Below are 17,302 nucleotides of genomic sequence, written 5' to 3' on the forward strand. Positions count from 1 at the left end.
GTAATTTTTGAGAAATAAGCCTAGGTAGGGGAGATTCCGTATAAGCTGCAATAAGGTATAGTTTGCTTATCTTCTCGATAACTTATTAAGGATGAGTAAAAAAGACTTATTACTAAAAAAGGCATTAGGAGATAAGGCCTAATGCCTACAATTTGAAATTAAGGATAACAACTAATTTGAAGTATTTTGTTCTTTATGTGGGAGGGTAGGAAAACAAGCAATGTGTTAGTGTTAGGACAGTGATCCATCAAGATAATGAGGTGAAAAAAATGGTGAGAAGGAGATAGGTAGCCTCCTGTAATAGATGTGGTATAAATCTTAGGAGGCTATCTTGAATTATGGGAGATGTATGAGTTATGAAACAAAACAAATATGATGATGCAAATTTCTTTTCTGCGTATGAGCAAATGCCACGATCAGTCAAAGGACTCGAAGCTGCCGGAGAATGGTATGTATTAAAAGAGCTAATGCCAAATCTGCGTAATAAAACGGTACTTGATTTGGGCTGCGGTTTCGGCTGGCATTGCCGATTTGCCCGAGAGCAACAGGCAAGTTCCGTCGTGGGTGTGGATATTTCCGGCAATATGCTTCAAAGAGCACGTGAAAAAACGGATGACCCTTGTATTTCATATATTAAAATGCCGATTGAAGATATCGATTTTTCCGGCTCTGAATTTGATGTGGTTATCAGTTCATTGGCTTTTCATTACATTGAGTCATATGAGGCAATCTGCAAAAAGGTCCATGATTGTTTAAAGCCCGGAGGCACTTTTGTTTTCTCGGTTGAACATCCAATCTTTACTTCTCGGAACGAACAAGCTTGGTATGACGATGATTACGGAAATCATCTGCATTGGCCAGTTGACAACTATCAGTACGAAGGTGTGAGAGAAACAACCTTCTTAACCGAAAACGTAGTAAAGTATCATCGAACGATTTCAACATATATGAATGACTTGATTGGTGCTGGTTTCAGCATAAAGGCAGTAAAGGAACCGATGCCTTCTGATGACATGTTAAAAAGTGTTCCTGAAATGAAAGATGAACATCGAAGGCCCATGTTTTTAATGATCTCAGCAGTAAAGGAACCGAAAATAATGAAGTAAACGAAAAAAAGGCGTTTCTACGAAAGTAGGGACGCCTCAGACTGTAGACAAACTCGATGAAAATCGAGTTTGTCTATTTTTATGGCTTGTACAATTTGGACGTTGATTTCCACTCCAGGCACTCGCTTTCCGCGGGCGGTCGGGGAGCCTCCTCGGCTTTCGCCTGCGGGGTCTCCCCTAGACGCGCTTTTCCCGCAGGAGTCTCGTACCTTCCGTTCCAATCAACTTTGTCTTACCTTTTAGATAGAACACTTTTGCCTGGAGTCATGTTTGTTTTAAAATAGAAGTATTAAAACTTGAGGTGATGAGGATGCTTTCTAAACATGATTCTATTCAGCGAGATCAACTTGAAATGATTACTTTAGATCAATTGGTGCCACCGAACCATTTGGTTCGTAAAATGGAGGCTGCCATTGACTTCACTTTCATTTATGACTTGGTGAAAGATATGTATTCAGAGGTAGGACGCCCAAGTATTGATCCAGTTATTTTAGTTAAACTGACTTTCATTCAATATACCTTCGGTATTCGTTCCATGCGTAAAACGATTGAAGAAGTTGAAACCAATATGGCTTACCGTTGGTTCTTAGGCTATGGTTTCCATGATAAAGTACCTCATTTCTCTACGTTCGGGAAAAATTATGAGCGACGCTTCAAAGATACAGATCTGTTTGAACAGATTTTCTATCGCATTTTAATGACAGCTGCTAATAAAAAGTTAATAAGTGCTGAACACGTTTTCGTGGATTCCACACATGTGAAAGCCAGTGCGAATAAACGGAAATTTGAAAAGAAAATCGTTCGTAAAGAAACACGAGCGTATCAAGGACGTCTTCAAGAAGAAATCAATCAAGATCGTGAAAACCATGGAAAAAAGCCTTTTCCACCAGATAAATTTGATAAAGAAGAGACCAAAGAGATTAAAGAAAGTACAACGGATTCTGAGAGTGGCTACTATGTGAAAGATGAACGAACAAAACAGTTTGCCTATTCATTCCACGCGGCCGCAGACCGCAACGGTTTTGTATTGGGAACGATTGTAACACCTGGAAATACACATGACAGTCAGATCTTAGAGCCACTAGTTGAACAAGTGATTGAGAAAGTTGGAAAACCGGAAGCCGTTGCCGCAGATGCAGCTTATAAAACACCAGCGATTACAAGCTACCTATTTAACAAAGAAATCATACCGGCTTTACCTTATACACGTCCTCGCACCAAAGAAGGATTTTTCCGCAAACAGGACTATGTATACGATGAACATTTTGATTGTTACCTTTGCCCTTCGGGCGAAACTTTAAAGTACTCAACAACAAATAAAGAGGGCTATCGCGAGTACAAATCGCCAAAACAAATTTGTACAACATGCTCATTTTTATCTCGGTGTACAGAAAGCAAAGACTGTCAAAAAGTGGTGACACGGCATATCTGGCAAACACATGTGGAAGAAGCAGATCATCTGCGTCATCATCAAGATGTAAAACCTATATATGCAAAACGTAAAGAAACGATTGAGCGTGTATTCGCAGATGCAAAAGAAAAGCATGGTATGCGTTGGACTACTTTAAGGGGACTTAAAAAATTGTCGATGCAGGCGATGCTTACTTTCGCTGCCATTAATTTAAAGAAGATGGCCAATTGGACATGGCAAGGTCCAAAAATGGCCTAACATAGTGGGCTCGTAGAGCCCCAATCTCTAAACTTTAGGCGAAAATTCAAAGGGAATTTCAAAAGGGGTTCAGAATTTTTTAATTCCGAACCCCTTTTGTCTACAAACTGAGGCGTTTCTACGAAAGTAGGGACGCCTTTTTATTTACTATCATAATTTTCTATGCAATTAAGCGTTGATTATCGACTTTAATTAGGTAATGATTAAATAGTTAAATATGGAAATGGGAGTTTGGAGGAGGGAAATTGAATGGAGAAGGTATATCCGGTTATTGAAACAAAACGATTGATATTAAGGGAAGTAACACTGGAAGATGCGGGTGACATGTTCAAATATCTATCTGATACAGATGTGGTGAAGCCAATGGGGTTAGATCCATTCGAGACAGTAAATGATGTATGGGATGAAATTAAGTGGTATGAATCTATATTCGAAAAAGGTTCGGGAATTAGATGGGGAATTACATTAAAAGATTCCGGTAAGGTTATAGGAAGTTGTGGTTTTCTGAATATGGTAACCAAACACCATCGTGCTGAAATTGGATATGAATTAAGTAAAGACCATTGGGGAAAAGGCATTGCGAGTGAAGCGTTGGAAGCCGTTGTTATGTATGGTTATCGCCACTTTCACCTGGAAAGGATTGAAGCTTTAATTGAACCTGATAATCACCCATCCCAAAAACTAGTGGAAAAACAAGGATTTAGAAGAGAAGGACTTCTTAGGCATTATGAATTTACCCGTGGCAAATTCGATGATTTATACATGTACTCACTCTTAAAAGAAGATCTTAACGGCATTTCCTTTTAATTAATTCATTGTGAAGATCCTTTAAGAAGCGGTCCCTGTTTGTCGACAAGAGTGGATTTCGGAATGCTCTCATCCCAAAGCCCTTTTACGATTTTACTGAGGGGATGATTACCAATTGGGATTTTAGCGGTCTCATTCCGAAGACAAACTCAATGGAAAGCTAGAACTGAAATTTATGAATTTCACCCATAAAAAAACCAATTTTACTTTTTAAGGGTTTGTAAATTTGAACGTTGATTTCCATTCCAGGCACTCGCTTTCCGCGGGCGGTCCGGGAGCCTCCTCGGCGCTCTTTGCGCCTGTGGGGTCTCCCTTGGCCTCGCTTTTCCCGCAGGAGTCTCGTACCTTCCATTCCAATCAACTAGAGTTATTTTACAATTTAGGCTGTTCATCCTAAACCATGTTTAAACTAGTTTCCATTATGGGTTTTTACTGTTTTATGAAACACTTATTAGATTAAAGATATTTACCCTTACTCCTGGAGAGTAACTGGCAGATACCAAAGTCACTTGCGGTTAGAACGTTTTTTAAACTGAAGTCATTATTTGCTTGTATAATCTCTTTCAACCTTACAAATTCGGGTAGTGTATGACGAGTACCAATCTTTCATACCTTTTTCTTGTGCCTTTTTGTGAGCTGCATTTTCCTTCCAAAGCTTTATGGCATCCAAGGACTTCCAATAGGATACGGTAATTCCTAACCCGTTTTGATCTCTCGCGCTTTCGACTCCTAAATAGCCATCTTGTTGAGCGGCAAGTTCATCCATGAATTCAGCGGTTGAATTATAGCTTGCGGCATCCTTATCGCTTCTTTGGGAAGTGAAAATGCAAGCGTAATAAGGCGGTTCGGGGGTATTTGCAAAAAACATGAAATAATGCCTCCTTTTAACTTAATATTCAAAATAATGTCATATCGGCAAGTGCATGGATAGATGCCGGTAAAGCGGGTACTCAGCAAAGAAAACAAGGCGGTAAGAAGCAGTATATATCTTTGACACGGCAATACTGTTAAAGGGATTTTATTCTAATTCACGAATATATATTACTTTGACGGTTTTACAAAAAAAGGAGATGGTCATGTGTGCGGGATTCGTTAGCAAACATATAGAAAGAGATGCGTATTTACCGAAACAACGCGATATTCTTTTGGAAAAAGCATTAAAAGATTTAACGGCAGATCCTGATGTTTTGGCTATTTACATAGCTGGTTCATTAGCAAAAGGAAACGATGATCATTACTCCGATATAGATTTGCACACCATTGTAATTCCAAAACGTAAAGCAGAATTTTTAATGGGAAAAAGGGATAGAGCCAATAAATGGGGAGATGTTTCATTTCACGAAGACTGCAATCCTTATTCACCATATCTCGTCACTCATTATGATACATTTGTGAAAGTGGATAGCTGGTATCATGCACCTGAGGAAATTGTTCCCTCCTTTTGGTTAAAAGAGGTAGAAGTCATCTATGATCCTTTTAATATTATGAGTCCTGTTATTAAGGAATCGGCAAAGAAAGTGTATAAACCTACACCGGATGAAGTTGAGCATTGGAGAGGAAAGCTGCTTGCTTTTGTCCATGAAACCTACAGGGCCGTTATGAGAAGGGAATTGTTATATGCACTATCCAATCTTGATAGGATACGGTGGCTGATTGTGTCTGGTTGGTATATGGAAATGGAACAACATATGGATGTCCCCTATGGAGCATGGACAAAAATCGAGGGCAATAGAAGTAAATTAGCTGGAAAGCAATTATCCCTGTTGGAAAGTTGGGATTGTGGGCGCAATTCTAATGAAATTATTAAAACGCTAAGGCGTATGATCCCGGAATTCCTCAGACTAAATGAATACTTATGTACTCGATTGGGTGTCGAAACAAATGAAGACCATATCAAAAGAATAATCGATATGGCTATCTGATACCTTTTACAATCGGTTATGGCACACTCTTTGTTCGCGTAAAATGTGTAATCACTTTTGGAGGGATGCTAAGTGGCAGAATTGGTATATCATGTAGCAGTTTCACTGGATAATTTCATTGCCGACCAAGCAATGTTGGAAGGGGATATCAATCATTCTTTTTTCTTATTTGAAGGAGAGCATGTCCCGGACTTTTTATCCGATATCCAGCATTATGAAGCGGTGTTGATGGGTAGTAAAACATATGAATTTGGATTTCAATTCGGAGCCAAACCGGGTGAACCAGGTTATAAGGGTTTGAAACATTATATATTTTCGAGCTCCCTTCAGTTTGAATCGAATGAGGAGGTTGAACTTATCGAAGGTGACGCCGTTTCGTTTATTGAAAACCTCAAGCGGCAAGGTGACGGAAAGCTATGGCTTTGCGGGGGCGGAGAACTGGCTGGAACGTTATTGGAACATAAACTCATTGATCAATTGGTGCTGAAAGTGAATCCAGTCATAATCGGTGAAGGCATCCCTCTTTTCGGCAGTGTTAAGCCCAGTCTAAAATTGGATTTAGTTGAAATGAAACAATATCCAAACGGGGTGCTTAAACCTACATATAGTATTATTTATACGTAGGAATATGGTAAAGGGTTGCTTTCCTTCAATAGTTAGGGCTGCTTTGGCGCAGCCTTTTTCTGATGAAATTCACTGGTCATTAAAAGTTAAACTTTTCTTAGTGAAAATATACAAAGAAAATTTATTAGAAATTTATTTTTAACATATATCCTTTCAGTATAACTTGAAAGGAGTTTTCTATATGAGAAAAATAGTAAAAGTATCAAAGAATATATTTTTTACCTTCTTTGCTATGATCTTATTTGTAGCGATAGCTGTTTTTATCTACCATAATTATCAAAAGGGAAAGGAATCATCATTAATTAGTGAAGGAACGCCCGTTGATTTTAATAACAAAGAAATTAATGTATATACGGAAGGCAGCGGTGAGGATGCATACGTTTTTATGTCCGGTTCCGGAATTGCTGCTCCTGTTTATGAATTGAAAGGATTATATAGCAAGTTTGCAAAAGAAAATAAGATTGCAGTCATTGAAAGAGCTGGATATGGATACAGTGATGTTTTTCATGATGATAGGGATATCGATACAATATTGGAACAAAGCAGGAAATCGTTAATGGAAAGTGGAAATAAACCTCCTTATATTTTGGTTCCACACTCGGTATCAGGTATTGAGGCTATTTACTGGGCACAAAAATACCCGAGTGAAGTAAAGGGAATTATTGCTTTGGATATTGGTTTACCGCACCAATATGTGACTCATAAAATGGGCATGGTTGATTCATTGACAGTAAGAGGAGTGAATCTTTTAACGAAAATGGGTTTGCACCGTCTTGTACCTTCTGATGTTTATAATCCCGAAGTGATCCGGCAATCATTTTTGACTGACCATGAAAAGGAAATGTATAAAACACTATCTTATAAACAGTTTTTTAATGATGATATGGAGCAAGAACTTTTACAGAGTTACAATAATGGTAAAAAATCAGTTAACATGCCAATACCAAAAGATACCCCCATTTTATTCTTGGATGCGATAGCCGATGAAAATAAAAATTCAAAATATACAAAACAAAAAAACGACGATTATGAGGATTTTGCAGAGAAACTATTAAAAGCGGATGTAATAAAACTGAAAGGGACGCACAGCATTTATTTATACGCGCCTGATGAAATTTATGATCTTTCCATGGAATTTATCAAATAATGAAGAAAGGCTTTGTGATGAAAAGATATAATATTTTAATTGTTGAAGATGATTGGATGATTGGTGATTTACTGAAAAAAATTTTGCAACGCGAAGAGTACAATGTATGTTGGATAAAAGAAGGAAAAGATATTAATGATATCATCAATGAAATCGATTTAGTCATTATGGACGTTATGCTGCCAGGAGATGATGGCTATCAAATTACAAAGAAACTAAAAAGTCTAGGATTGAATATTCCAGTTATTTTTCTATCTGCCCGAAATGATATGGATAGCAAACTGCAAGGTTTGAAAATTGGTGAGGATTATATGACTAAGCCTTTTGATCCCAGGGAGCTATTACTAAGAATGGAGAAGTTGCTGGAAAATCAATATGGTACTTTCGCACAAATTAAACATTTATATATTGATGCCGAACATAAGAGGGTATTCAATAATGACTTGCATAATGAAGTGGTTTTTACTGCGATAGAGCGTAAAATTTTTTTCTATTTATATGAAAATAGGGATCGGATTTTAACGAAAGAACATTTCTTTGAATATTTATGGCAGCTCGAAGATAGGAATCAAAATATCATGAATGTACATATAAAAAAAGTTAGAACCAAAATCAATGATAACACAGGTGAAATCATCCAAAATATATATGGAGAAGGGTATAGATTGAATACCTATATAAAGAAATGAATTTAAAGGAAAAATACCAGCTATTGTTATTCAGTGCCGTTATTAGCGTGCCATGTATATTACTGATGATCAGTATCCTTATGTCACTAATTTATGATTGGGCCTTTAAAACTAAAAATGGTGACATTCCTTTTCATGAATCTTTTGCATATCCTACAATGCTGGGAGTATTCATTTTATCATTATTATTGTTAGCCTTCTTATTTTCCAAATCTATTAACTCACTATTAAATAAAATAAATATATTGAATGAAACTATCAGGAATTTAGCCAGTGATGAGGAGATTCCGAATAAATTAGAGGTTAATAACAATGATGAAATCGGGAAATTAACTAAATCGGTAAACTTACTCATTGAAAGAACGACCTATCGGGAATTGGAGTTAAAGCAACAAGAGGAAATGAAAAAGGAACTCTTAAATAAATTAAGGCATGACATCAATACACCTTTAACAGCAGTAAGGTTACAATTATTTTATTTAGAAGGCCAATATAAGGAACAAGCTCCACTATTACAATCACTATATCAACAAATAAATTATATTTCCGAATTAACAAATGAATATAATATTCAATCCACAGCTGAATTAGATAATTCTTATATCTTGAATGATAAAGTGAATATGCACGCTTTATTAGAAATGATGGTTAAAAAATGGGGCTATTTGTATAACATGCATGGTATTGAATTAATATATCATCCTTTAAATGGAGAGCTGGAATGGATGAGTAATGACTTGTGGCTGCAAAGGTTATTCGATAACGTCTTCCAAAATGTTTTAAACCATTCAAAGGCTGATAAACTCGTGATAACCATTGAAAATAATGTGGTCAGTATCAAGGATAATGGAATTGGTTTTGATATCGAAAGTAAAAGTAAGGGACTTGGCTTAAAAATAATTGAGGATATAGCTAAGACACTATATATAAAATATAATTTGGAATCTAATGAAAGCGGAACTTTATTTAGTTTTACAGTCGAAAATACATATGAATCTCAGTTGAACTAGGTTATTTTGCTGGGATGACATCCGGGGATTTCGTCAGGGATTCATCAATATCTTTCTTTTCAGATAGTTTGCCTTATGCAACATAGTTATATATCACTTACTTATATAAAGCGATACAAAAAGGTTGCTATAGACCCACCCATTTTTAAGTTGATATGATATTCAGGTACTTAATTGTGGGGGGAAGTTGAATGGAAGAACAAAAATATAATGACCTCAAATTAGGCGAACGTGGTGCAATCATCAGTATTATTGCTTATATTTGTCTATCAATCATGAAGCTGGCTATCGGATACATAAGCGACTCAGCGGCTTTAAAAGCGGATGGGTTGAACAACACGACTGATATTATCGCGTCACTTGCCGTACTGATCGGTTTAAGGCTAGCTCAAAGACCCCCCGATAAAGATCATGGTTATGGCCATTGGAAGAGTGAAACGATTGCATCAATGGTAGCTTCGTTTATCATGTTTGCTGTTGGTGTACAAGTATTGATAGATGCTGTTGCTTCCATGCTTAAAGGTGGAAAGGAATCACCTGACATTATTGCCGGATATGTAGGTGTTTTATCAGCAATAGCCATGTATTTTGTATACCGATATAATAAAAAGCTTGCTATGAAAATTAACAGTAAAGCAGTTATGGCAGCTTCGAAAGATAATATTTCCGATGCTTGGGTAAGTATAGGAACAGCTATAGGGATTTTCGGCTCCCAATTAAACATGCCTTGGCTTGATCCCCTTACCGCCATCATTGTTGGATTATTAATATGCAAAACAGCCTGGGATATATTCAGTCATGCCTCGCATGAACTTTCTGACGGTTTTGATGAAAATAAAATTCATCTATATAAGGATGTAATTACAAATGTGGATGGAGTCAAGGGGATAAAAGAAATTAAAGGAAGAAATTACGGGAACAATGAAGTGATTGATGTTGTGATCCTTGTCAATTCCACCTTGGATATTAAAGAGGCACATGATATAGCGACACATGTAGAAAAAGTGATGATGAAAGATCATGGAGTGTATGATGTTCATGTCCATGTAGAGCCCAATTAACTCTCTCTTTCATTATGAATGAACAAAAAAGGGTCTAAATCTGCTTTACAAACATATGAATAATATGCAATCATTAATTCATTACATTGGAAGGAAAAGGTACCTTATACAATGAAGCAGTAATCTTATCTAATAAACAGTAAATCTGAATCAATTTCAATGGGTGTAATCGGTTAGATATGTTCAATGCAAATACGCCTCACTTTGTTTGCTTTATCGGTAAGTAAAGTGAATTCATTTTTTCATTTGAACAAGAATCTTTTTAGATACCCATGTGAGATTTTTAATGATTATGTTTAGAGATGGGATTCGTCTGTTCGTTTATAGGTACTGATTCATATACAATTACTTTTTCTGATATCCAATCAGATGAGGTATATTTGGTTTATGTATATTAATTTAGTAACAGGCGATCTCTCTCTAGAAAAAATGGAGGGGGATTTTTTTATGTTATTTTTAAAAGCGAATGATTTAAAGAAAAGCTACGGAAGCCGTGAAGTTCTTTCCATCGATACACTTCATCTTTACAGTCATGACCGTGTTGGTTTGGTTGGCAGGAATGGAGAAGGTAAAACGACCCTGCTTTCTATACTAGCGGGAGTGAGGGAACCCGATTCCGGTCATATCGAGAGCTATGGAACAGTCAGCTATATCCCGCAGATGGAAGAAACTGAACAAGAAATAAGCGGGGTATTAACGAGCATATGGAAACTGCCCGATGAGGAACAAGAAATCATAAGCGGCGGTGAACGAACTCGAAGAAAAATAGCCGCAGCCCTTTCTTCCAATGCCGATGTATTGATCGCGGATGAACCTACCAGCCATTTAGATATATCTGGAATTGAACAATTGGAAAAGGATTTAAAATCTTTTAATGGCGCTATTTTGCTTACTTCACATGATAAAGCATTCTTGAATCATCTGTGTACAACCATATGGGAAGTTGAGCAAGGCAAGGTAACGGTATATGAAGGGAATTACGAAGCGTATATAGAACAAAAGCAAGCAAAAACAGAAAAGGAAAAAAAGCAATATGAAGAGTATACCCGTGAAAAGAACCGGTTGAAACAGGCAGCACAAAACCTTCAAGCCAAATCCGATTCAATTAGGAAAGCCCCTAAACGAATGGGTAATTCAGAAGCAAGGCTGCATAAACGGAGCTCCGGGAAACAGAAGGCAAAATTGAACCGTTCTGCTGAAGCGATCGAAACCCGAATCGAAAAACTGGCAAAAAAAGAAAAACCGAGGGAAGATCCCCCCATCATTTTTGATATTTCAGAATTTCCATCTTTGCATAGCAAAAGGGTCATTCGATTTAATGGCTGTTCCCTGAAAGTCGGGTCACGGGTGCTGAAACAACATATTTTCGGAGATGTCCCCTTAGCTTGCAGACTCGCCATCAATGGTCAAAATGGTTCAGGAAAAACGACATTATTGAAAAAGATAGTGGAAAGGCACCCAGATGTATATGTCGCGAAGCCGGCAAAGATTGGATTTTTTGCCCAACAACAAGAAAATTTGAATGAAAGTAAAACGGTTCTCGAAAATATATTGGAGGACAGTCCCTACAATCAAGCCTTTATTCGTACACTATTATCACGATTAGCTTTTAAAGGAAATGACGTTCACAAACAAGTATCACTTTTAAGCGGCGGGGAAAAAGTCAGGGCTTCCCTAGCCAAAGTTTTTTTGGGAAACTATAATGTACTGGTTTTGGATGAACCTACAAATTACCTGGATCTTCATACTAAAGAGGCCTTAACCGAAGTGTTAAAAGCATATCCAGGAACGATCGTTTTTGTGACTCATGATCGTTCATTGATCCAATCTCTTGCAACACATTCACTTTCATTTGAAAATGAACCTTCGAGAATAATTGCCATCAATCAGGAAGCAACTAAAACGGCTACAAACAAGGATGATCATCAAGATAAACAGGCTGAGCTTCTTATGATTGAAGTCCAAATCATCGAGACACTTGGGAAACTGTCCAGTGTTGTGAAGGAAGAGGAAAAAGCGGAATTGGATAGGGAATACCTCCAACTCTTGAACCAGAAAAAAGAGCTTGAAGGATGAATGAAATCCATTAATGGCCCTTCTCAATCGAGAGGGGCCTTTTCTTGGATTTAAGAGCGGTTAAAGTGGAGAGATATTTTACACTTTAAAATACCAATAAGTTGATTAATGAAAAAAAAGATGGATAATGTTAAAATTAACCAAGTTTATGTAGAAGGGACTCATTTAGATTGGGTTTCGATTAGAAGCGGTTATTTACACCAATCAAACAGGAATGCCAATTATAATAAGCATTCCTATAGATTCAGGTTTTGCTGCTATTGCTCTCGTTTTCCGGTTTCTTTATGATTGCGTATGCTAGGTATCCTATTAAGCCCATAAATAATCCGGTGCCGCCTACAATATAAATCATTGTAAACACTTTTCCTAATGTTGTCTGCGGTTCAAAGCTGGGATGCCCAACCGTGCTAAGAGTAACAACACAGAAGTAAAGGGAATCAATCACAGTTAGACCTTCCTGCTTAACATAGAAAATCGTGCCGGAAAATAACATAACGAGGACCAAGACGAAAAGAACCTGGAAATTCTTCAATTTAAAAGCGGACCAGAGTGCTTTTAGAAAACGTTTCAAGGTGAGGATAAATGAAATCATTGGTAATCGCTTTTCCTTTCGGATCATTACATTTTAAGTAAAGTGAATGAGTAAATCCTGATATTCGAGCTTGATCAGTTAATCATTCTACTATACAGGAATTCAGTTTAGATTGACAAAAAAACCTGTTTATTTTGATCTGGTTTGAACTAAAAGCGTTGGTAAACAATAGAAGGAGAAAGTAAGTAAGTAAGTAAGTAAGTAAGTAAGTAAGTAAGTAAGTAAGTAAGTAAGTAAGTAAGTAAGTAAGTAAGTAAGTAAGAGGGGGGACAATCATGAAACCGCGTATTACTGTCATTACATTAGGTGTGGATGATTTGGAAAAATCGCTGCAATTCTATCGGGAGGGCCTGGGGTTTCAAACAGAAGGAATAGTGGGCAAAGAATTTGAGCATGGAGCCGTTGCCTTTTTCGACCTGCAAGAAGGCCTGAAGCTTGCCATATGGAGTCGAAGGGATATAGCTCATGAGGCCAAGGTTCCTTTGTCTCCGACAAGTCCTACTGAATTTACCCTTGGTCACAATGTAGGCAGTGAAGAGGAAGTGAATATGGTGCTGGAAAAAGCCAAAAAAGCTGGCGCTATCATAACCGACCCGGCACATGACACTTTCTGGGGAGGATACTCTGCACACTTTCAAGACCCTGATGGACACCTTTGGGAAGTCGTTTGGAATCCGCAGTGGGATGGTGAATAGAATCATGTTTAGGGTTCATTTTGATACTCTAGTTTTATTCATTCCATGAAGATCAGAGTCTAGGGGAGAGCGCGCAGGTTTAAAGGCGCCGAGGGCTGTCCGCCCGCGGAAAGCGAGTGCCTGGAGTGAAAATCAACGTTCAAATTATAAAAAACATAAAAAAATGTAGGCAAAATCGATTTTCATCAAGTTTGCCTACAGTATGAAACAAGTACTTTACCTAGGGATCTGTGCTTGTTTTTTATTTATGAACTCTCTGCTTTTTGCTATCAATTCATTATTCTTTTCAATCGCTTCGTTATTACTGTATTTCACCTGATTAACGGTATCATTATTTTCCATGTATTCAAGCAGCAAGTCTACCGCTTTATCCATCAGTCTTTCGATGGGGATACCTCTTTCTTCAGCCAAATTAGAGAGTCTATTATTCAAGTACGGATTGAGGGTAATGTTTATTGGTTTTCTCGTTTCAGAATTGATAGGCCGTTCCACCTTCAGTCTTTTAATCTATCATATACCTTTAATTGAGGGTTAACAAATATAGTGTAGGGAAATGTATGTAGGCTGTGGTTCATCTTCGCACTCAATTCTGGAAGTGAAAAGTGATTTCAAAAAAGAAAGCAGGAAATTGGCAGTGATCAATTTTCCAGTTTTCTTTTTTTGTGCACTTGGGGAGTCACAAGAAGGTTTGCGCCTCTTTTATCAACAGAGGATTTATTACTGCACTATGTATTCTTGGATTTCAAAGTCTATAACACAAACTATATTTTCAATAAAAATATTGACATAATCAATATAACGTTATAATGTTTATTTATTGTAATTTTGTGTTTTTTCAGACTTTTAATAAAAGGGGGAAAAGTTATTGAATAATTTTATGGGGATACTCGAAATGAAAGTGCTTCCAGTCGCAAACAAAATTGGTTCACAAAGACATCTGCTGGCAATCAGGCACGGTGTTCTGGCGACACTTCCACTGACGATCATTGGATCATTCTTTGTTATTTTGTTGAATTTTCCAATCAATGGGTATGACGAATGGATTGCACCTTATCGTGCCGCTTTGGATGTTCCGTTTCGGTTTACGGTCGGAGCAATGGCTTTATATGCAGCTTTTGGGGTGGGGTCAGCGCTTGCAGGACATTATAAATTAGATCAGCTCAGTGCAGGCCTTCTATCAGTCTTAGCTTTTCTGATTACATGTGTTGTGCCTACCCAAGTCATGGAATCCGTTCCAGGAGTAATAGAAGCCGGTCGCTGGTTACCTATCAGCTCTTTAAGCGCAGCCTCTTTATTCGGTGCAATAGTAACATCACTGATTTCCGTTGAGATATTTCATTTTTTGATTAAACGCGAAATAAAAATCAAATTACCGGAAAGCGTTCCGCCAATGGTTTCGAATTCCTTTGCAGCCCTGATTCCAACATTGATCGTGGTCCTTCTTTTCTGGGGCATTCGTTATGGTTTGGGCTTTGACATTAACTCGATCATCACTACTCTGGTGTCACCTCTCAAAAATTTATTGGTTGGTAATAGTTTAATAGGAGGTTTGCTTACAGTCTTTCTCATCGTTTTCTTTTGGTCGCTTGGTATTCATGGACCGGCAATATTGGGTCCGATTATACGGCCGATGTGGGATTCGGCGATTCTCGAGAATATGGATGCATTTGCAAGAACGGGTAATGCGGCGAATTTGCCCAATCTATTTACCGAACAATTCATTCAATGGTTCGTCTGGATTGGCGGGGCGGGATCGACATTATCACTTGTTGTACTATTCCTATTTTCAAAATCGAAGTATTTGAAAGAGCTGGGTAAACTGTCCTTTGTTCCAGGGATTTTTAATATTAACGAACCTATCATTTTTGGAGCGCCGATTGTCATGAACCCCATTTTAATGGTTCCATTCATCGTTGCCCCTTTGGTAAATGTGATCGTTTCTTATACATTTTTTCAATTAGGGTTAATACCGATGATAATGGCTAAGCTGCCGTTTACGGTCTTTAGTCCAATTGCCGCTGTCATCAGTACAAATTGGACAATCATGGCAGGGGTTCTCGTTTTATTGAATTTTGTCATCTCATTAATGATCTATTTTCCATTTTTCAAGATGTTCGAGAAGCAGCATCTACGTGATGAAAATAAAATAGAAGCTGGACCGGAAGAAAAGAAAGCGGGCATTAAATATGCTTGAAATAATATCCGCAATTCTATCATTTGTAGGGGCGCAAATCATTTTTTCTCGTACTCGGCTTGGTGAAAAATTAACACCCTGGAAATCGGTTGGCCTGTCCATTTTAATCATTAGCTTTTCTATCTTTCTGTTTACCGCAATGGGATCGACTTATTATTTGATTGTCATTGTACCAACGATTATTTGTTCTGTAATGGTATCCTCCCGCTACCATGACTATTTAATGGGATTACAAACTAAGCGGGCTCAATGGAAAGAAAGTAGAAAAGGAGTGAATGATAGCTTATGAGAAGATTAGGTATTTCAATTTATCCGGAACACTCTACACCGGATAAAGACAAGCAATATATTAAACTTGCCCATAGTTATGGTTTTGAACGAATATTCACGTGTTTATTATCGGTTTCAAAACCATATGAAATTGTCATGGAAGAATATAAAAATATTATTTCTTATGCGAAAGAGCTACATATGGAAGTCATACTTGATGTTGCTCCTGCTGTTTTCGATAAGTTTGATATTAGCTATGATGATTTAAGTTTTTTCGCAGAAATGGGAGCTGATGGCGTTCGTCTTGATCTTGGGTTCGATGGCTTGAAAGAAGCTAAAATGACATATAATCCTTTTGGATTGAAAATCGAATTGAATATGAGTAATGATGTCGATTATTTATCGAACATTCTGACGCATCAGGGCAATAAAAATCAAATCATTGGCTGTCATAATTTCTATCCCCAAAAATTCACAGGTCTTCCTTACGACTTCTTCATCTCATGCAGTAAACGGTTTAAAGAACATGGCATTCGTACAGCTGCATTCGTTACTTCACAAACCGGTGATATAGGTCCTTGGAGTATAAATGATGGATTATGCACATTAGAGCAGCACCGTGAACTTTCAATTGATGTACAAGCCAAGCATCTATGGGCAACGGGTTTAATTGATGATGTCATCATTGGGAATGCTTACGCGAGTGAAGAGGAACTAAGAATGCTGGGGGCCCTACAGCGTGACATGATCGAGTTGAAAGTGGAACTCCATTCGGATGCGTCACCAATTGAGCAAAAGGTTGTGCTGGATGAATTACACCTTCGCCGTGGTGATATCAGCGAGTATATGGTCCGTTCAGTGGAGGTCCGAAAAAAATATGCGAATGAAGATTTTGCAGTCCGGGAAAGTATCCCACAACGCAAAGGGGCCGTTTTCATCGGCAATGATTCTTTTGGAAAATACAAAGGCGAACTTCAAGTCATCTTAAGGGATATGCCATTGGATGAACGTAAAAATGCAGTCGCCCATGTTGTAAAAGAGGAACTTTTTTTACTGGATTATATTAAACCATGGGGCACATTTAGATTGATTAAATAACCTGACCCTAATTTTTAAGGAGGAATAATGATGAATATTTTATTATGCTGTTCTGCAGGTATGTCCACTAGTCTTTTGGTTAATAAGATGGAGAAAGCGGCGGTGGAAGAAGGCTTGAGCGTGAAAATCCAGGCTGTTGCCACTATGGAAGTAAGAAACCATATAAATGAGGTGGATGTTATTCTTTTAGGCCCTCAAGTTCGGTATCAACTTAATGATATAAAGAAAATAGGGGATGAAAAAGGAATACCTGTAGATACGATAAATCCAATGCATTATGGAACATGTAATGGCAAGGAAGTATTGCGTACGGCCCTCCAATTAATTTCAAAATAACATACT

At 37.6% G+C, this 17,302-nt stretch carries 18 protein-coding genes; 15 read left to right on the forward strand and 3 right to left on the reverse strand.

The features are described from left to right. Positions 1-356: 356 nt before the first annotated feature. The 3 genes from MHB45_RS07035 (at position 357) to MHB45_RS07045 (ending at position 3,582) form a co-directional block, all read left to right on the forward strand. Positions 357-1,106: a class I SAM-dependent methyltransferase gene (locus tag MHB45_RS07035; protein ID WP_048685889.1), complete on the forward strand. Its 750-nt coding sequence runs from the start codon at positions 357-359 to the stop codon at positions 1,104-1,106. 310 nt (positions 1,107-1,416) lie between these two features. Further along, complete coding sequence (locus tag MHB45_RS07040) at positions 1,417-2,775, forward strand: IS1182 family transposase (protein WP_072272405.1); 1,359 nt, start codon at positions 1,417-1,419, stop codon at positions 2,773-2,775. Between the two features lie 249 nt (positions 2,776-3,024). After that, positions 3,025-3,582, forward strand: coding sequence for a GNAT family N-acetyltransferase (locus MHB45_RS07045; RefSeq protein WP_048685892.1), 558 nt, complete (start codon positions 3,025-3,027; stop codon positions 3,580-3,582). A 541-nt stretch (positions 3,583-4,123) separates the two neighbouring features. On the opposite strand, the gene MHB45_RS07050 is transcribed toward MHB45_RS07045, so the two are convergent. Continuing rightward, entirely contained in the window at positions 4,124-4,450 is a 327-nt protein-coding gene (locus tag MHB45_RS07050; RefSeq protein WP_048685894.1) for an antibiotic biosynthesis monooxygenase family protein, read from the reverse strand. 208 nt (positions 4,451-4,658) lie between these two features. On the opposite strand from MHB45_RS07050, the gene MHB45_RS07055 reads away from it, so the two are divergent. The 7 genes from MHB45_RS07055 (at position 4,659) to abc-f (ending at position 12,111) form a co-directional block, all read left to right on the forward strand. Further along, the gene (locus MHB45_RS07055; RefSeq protein WP_072272793.1) at positions 4,659-5,504 is read left to right on the forward strand and encodes an aminoglycoside 6-adenylyltransferase; all 846 of its coding nucleotides are present in this window, start codon (positions 4,659-4,661) and stop codon (positions 5,502-5,504) included. A gap of 72 nt (positions 5,505-5,576) precedes the next feature. Next, positions 5,577-6,128 (forward strand): dihydrofolate reductase family protein, encoded by a 552-nt coding sequence (locus MHB45_RS07060; RefSeq protein WP_072272794.1) that lies wholly within the window; start codon positions 5,577-5,579, stop codon positions 6,126-6,128. Between the two features lie 181 nt (positions 6,129-6,309). Continuing rightward, positions 6,310-7,275, forward strand: coding sequence for an alpha/beta fold hydrolase (locus MHB45_RS07065; RefSeq protein ID WP_340907574.1), 966 nt, complete (start codon positions 6,310-6,312; stop codon positions 7,273-7,275). Positions 7,276-7,292: 17 nt separating this feature from the next. Beyond that, positions 7,293-7,964 (forward strand): response regulator transcription factor, encoded by a 672-nt coding sequence (locus MHB45_RS07070; RefSeq protein WP_072273771.1) that lies wholly within the window; start codon positions 7,293-7,295, stop codon positions 7,962-7,964. Beyond that, complete coding sequence (locus MHB45_RS07075; protein ID WP_072272796.1) at positions 7,961-8,974, forward strand: sensor histidine kinase; 1,014 nt, start codon at positions 7,961-7,963, stop codon at positions 8,972-8,974. Before MHB45_RS07070 ends, MHB45_RS07075 begins: the two co-directional genes overlap by 4 nt. A 191-nt stretch (positions 8,975-9,165) precedes the next feature. Continuing rightward, positions 9,166-10,035, forward strand: a complete 870-nt coding sequence (locus MHB45_RS07080; RefSeq protein ID WP_072272797.1) for a cation diffusion facilitator family transporter — start codon at positions 9,166-9,168, stop codon at positions 10,033-10,035. 447 nt (positions 10,036-10,482) lie between these two features. Then, positions 10,483-12,111, forward strand: coding sequence for a ribosomal protection-like ABC-F family protein (gene abc-f / locus MHB45_RS07085; protein WP_072272798.1), 1,629 nt, complete (start codon positions 10,483-10,485; stop codon positions 12,109-12,111). A gap of 244 nt (positions 12,112-12,355) precedes the next feature. On the opposite strand, the gene MHB45_RS07090 is transcribed toward abc-f, so the two are convergent. Further along, positions 12,356-12,703, reverse strand: a complete 348-nt coding sequence (locus tag MHB45_RS07090) for a potassium channel family protein (RefSeq protein ID WP_048685906.1) — start codon at positions 12,701-12,703, stop codon at positions 12,356-12,358. A gap of 275 nt (positions 12,704-12,978) precedes the next feature. On the opposite strand from MHB45_RS07090, the gene MHB45_RS07095 reads away from it, so the two are divergent. Further along, a complete protein-coding gene (locus tag MHB45_RS07095) occupies positions 12,979-13,398 on the forward strand; it encodes a VOC family protein (protein WP_161922646.1) in 420 nt (139 codons plus the stop codon). Between the two features lie 216 nt (positions 13,399-13,614). Here MHB45_RS07095 and MHB45_RS07100 read toward each other — a convergent pair whose 3' ends face one another. After that, complete coding sequence (locus tag MHB45_RS07100; RefSeq protein WP_072272800.1) at positions 13,615-13,890, reverse strand: ribbon-helix-helix domain-containing protein; 276 nt, start codon at positions 13,888-13,890, stop codon at positions 13,615-13,617. 373 nt (positions 13,891-14,263) lie between these two features. Between MHB45_RS07100 and MHB45_RS07105 the strand changes: the two genes are divergently transcribed. The 4 genes from MHB45_RS07105 to MHB45_RS07120 are packed head-to-tail and all read left to right on the forward strand — an operon-like array spanning position 14,264 to position 17,296. Beyond that, a complete protein-coding gene (locus MHB45_RS07105; protein ID WP_072272801.1) occupies positions 14,264-15,592 on the forward strand; it encodes a PTS sugar transporter subunit IIC in 1,329 nt (442 codons plus the stop codon). Then, positions 15,585-15,881 carry a hypothetical protein gene (locus tag MHB45_RS07110; RefSeq protein WP_048685911.1) on the forward strand — a complete coding sequence of 99 codons (297 nt, stop codon included), beginning with the start codon at positions 15,585-15,587 and terminating at the stop codon, positions 15,879-15,881. The genes MHB45_RS07105 and MHB45_RS07110 overlap by 8 nt, the downstream gene beginning before the upstream one ends. Further along, positions 15,878-16,960 (forward strand): DUF871 domain-containing protein, encoded by a 1,083-nt coding sequence (locus MHB45_RS07115; RefSeq protein ID WP_048685913.1) that lies wholly within the window; start codon positions 15,878-15,880, stop codon positions 16,958-16,960. The genes MHB45_RS07110 and MHB45_RS07115 overlap by 4 nt, the downstream gene beginning before the upstream one ends. 30 nt (positions 16,961-16,990) lie before the next feature. Beyond that, positions 16,991-17,296 (forward strand): PTS sugar transporter subunit IIB, encoded by a 306-nt coding sequence (locus MHB45_RS07120; protein ID WP_048685915.1) that lies wholly within the window; start codon positions 16,991-16,993, stop codon positions 17,294-17,296. Positions 17,297-17,302: the final 6 nt, after the last annotated feature.

This window comes from Peribacillus sp. FSL K6-5616, assembly GCF_038008245.1.
Taxonomy (GTDB): domain Bacteria; phylum Bacillota; class Bacilli; order Bacillales; family DSM-1321; genus Peribacillus; species Peribacillus frigoritolerans.

Bases quoted from the DNA above. Each gene is read 5' to 3' on its own strand.
- MHB45_RS07035 (WP_048685889.1), top strand. From the start codon at position 357: ATGAAACAAAACAAATATGATGATGCAAATTTCTTTTCTGCGTATGAG.
- MHB45_RS07040 (WP_072272405.1), top strand. From the start codon at position 1,417: ATGCTTTCTAAACATGATTCTATTCAGCGAGATCAACTTGAAATGATT.
- MHB45_RS07045 (WP_048685892.1), top strand. From the start codon at position 3,025: ATGGAGAAGGTATATCCGGTTATTGAAACAAAACGATTGATATTAAGG.
- MHB45_RS07050 (WP_048685894.1), bottom strand. From the start codon at position 4,450: ATGTTTTTTGCAAATACCCCCGAACCGCCTTATTACGCTTGCATTTTC.
- MHB45_RS07055 (WP_072272793.1), top strand. From the start codon at position 4,659: ATGTGTGCGGGATTCGTTAGCAAACATATAGAAAGAGATGCGTATTTA.
- MHB45_RS07065 (WP_340907574.1), top strand. From the start codon at position 6,310: ATGAGAAAAATAGTAAAAGTATCAAAGAATATATTTTTTACCTTCTTT.
- MHB45_RS07070 (WP_072273771.1), top strand. From the start codon at position 7,293: ATGAAAAGATATAATATTTTAATTGTTGAAGATGATTGGATGATTGGT.
- MHB45_RS07075 (WP_072272796.1), top strand. From the start codon at position 7,961: ATGAATTTAAAGGAAAAATACCAGCTATTGTTATTCAGTGCCGTTATT.
- MHB45_RS07080 (WP_072272797.1), top strand. From the start codon at position 9,166: ATGGAAGAACAAAAATATAATGACCTCAAATTAGGCGAACGTGGTGCA.
- abc-f (WP_072272798.1), top strand. From the start codon at position 10,483: ATGTTATTTTTAAAAGCGAATGATTTAAAGAAAAGCTACGGAAGCCGT.
- MHB45_RS07090 (WP_048685906.1), bottom strand. From the start codon at position 12,703: ATGATTTCATTTATCCTCACCTTGAAACGTTTTCTAAAAGCACTCTGG.
- MHB45_RS07095 (WP_161922646.1), top strand. From the start codon at position 12,979: ATGAAACCGCGTATTACTGTCATTACATTAGGTGTGGATGATTTGGAA.
- MHB45_RS07110 (WP_048685911.1), top strand. From the start codon at position 15,585: ATGCTTGAAATAATATCCGCAATTCTATCATTTGTAGGGGCGCAAATC.
- MHB45_RS07115 (WP_048685913.1), top strand. From the start codon at position 15,878: ATGAGAAGATTAGGTATTTCAATTTATCCGGAACACTCTACACCGGAT.
- MHB45_RS07120 (WP_048685915.1), top strand. From the start codon at position 16,991: ATGAATATTTTATTATGCTGTTCTGCAGGTATGTCCACTAGTCTTTTG.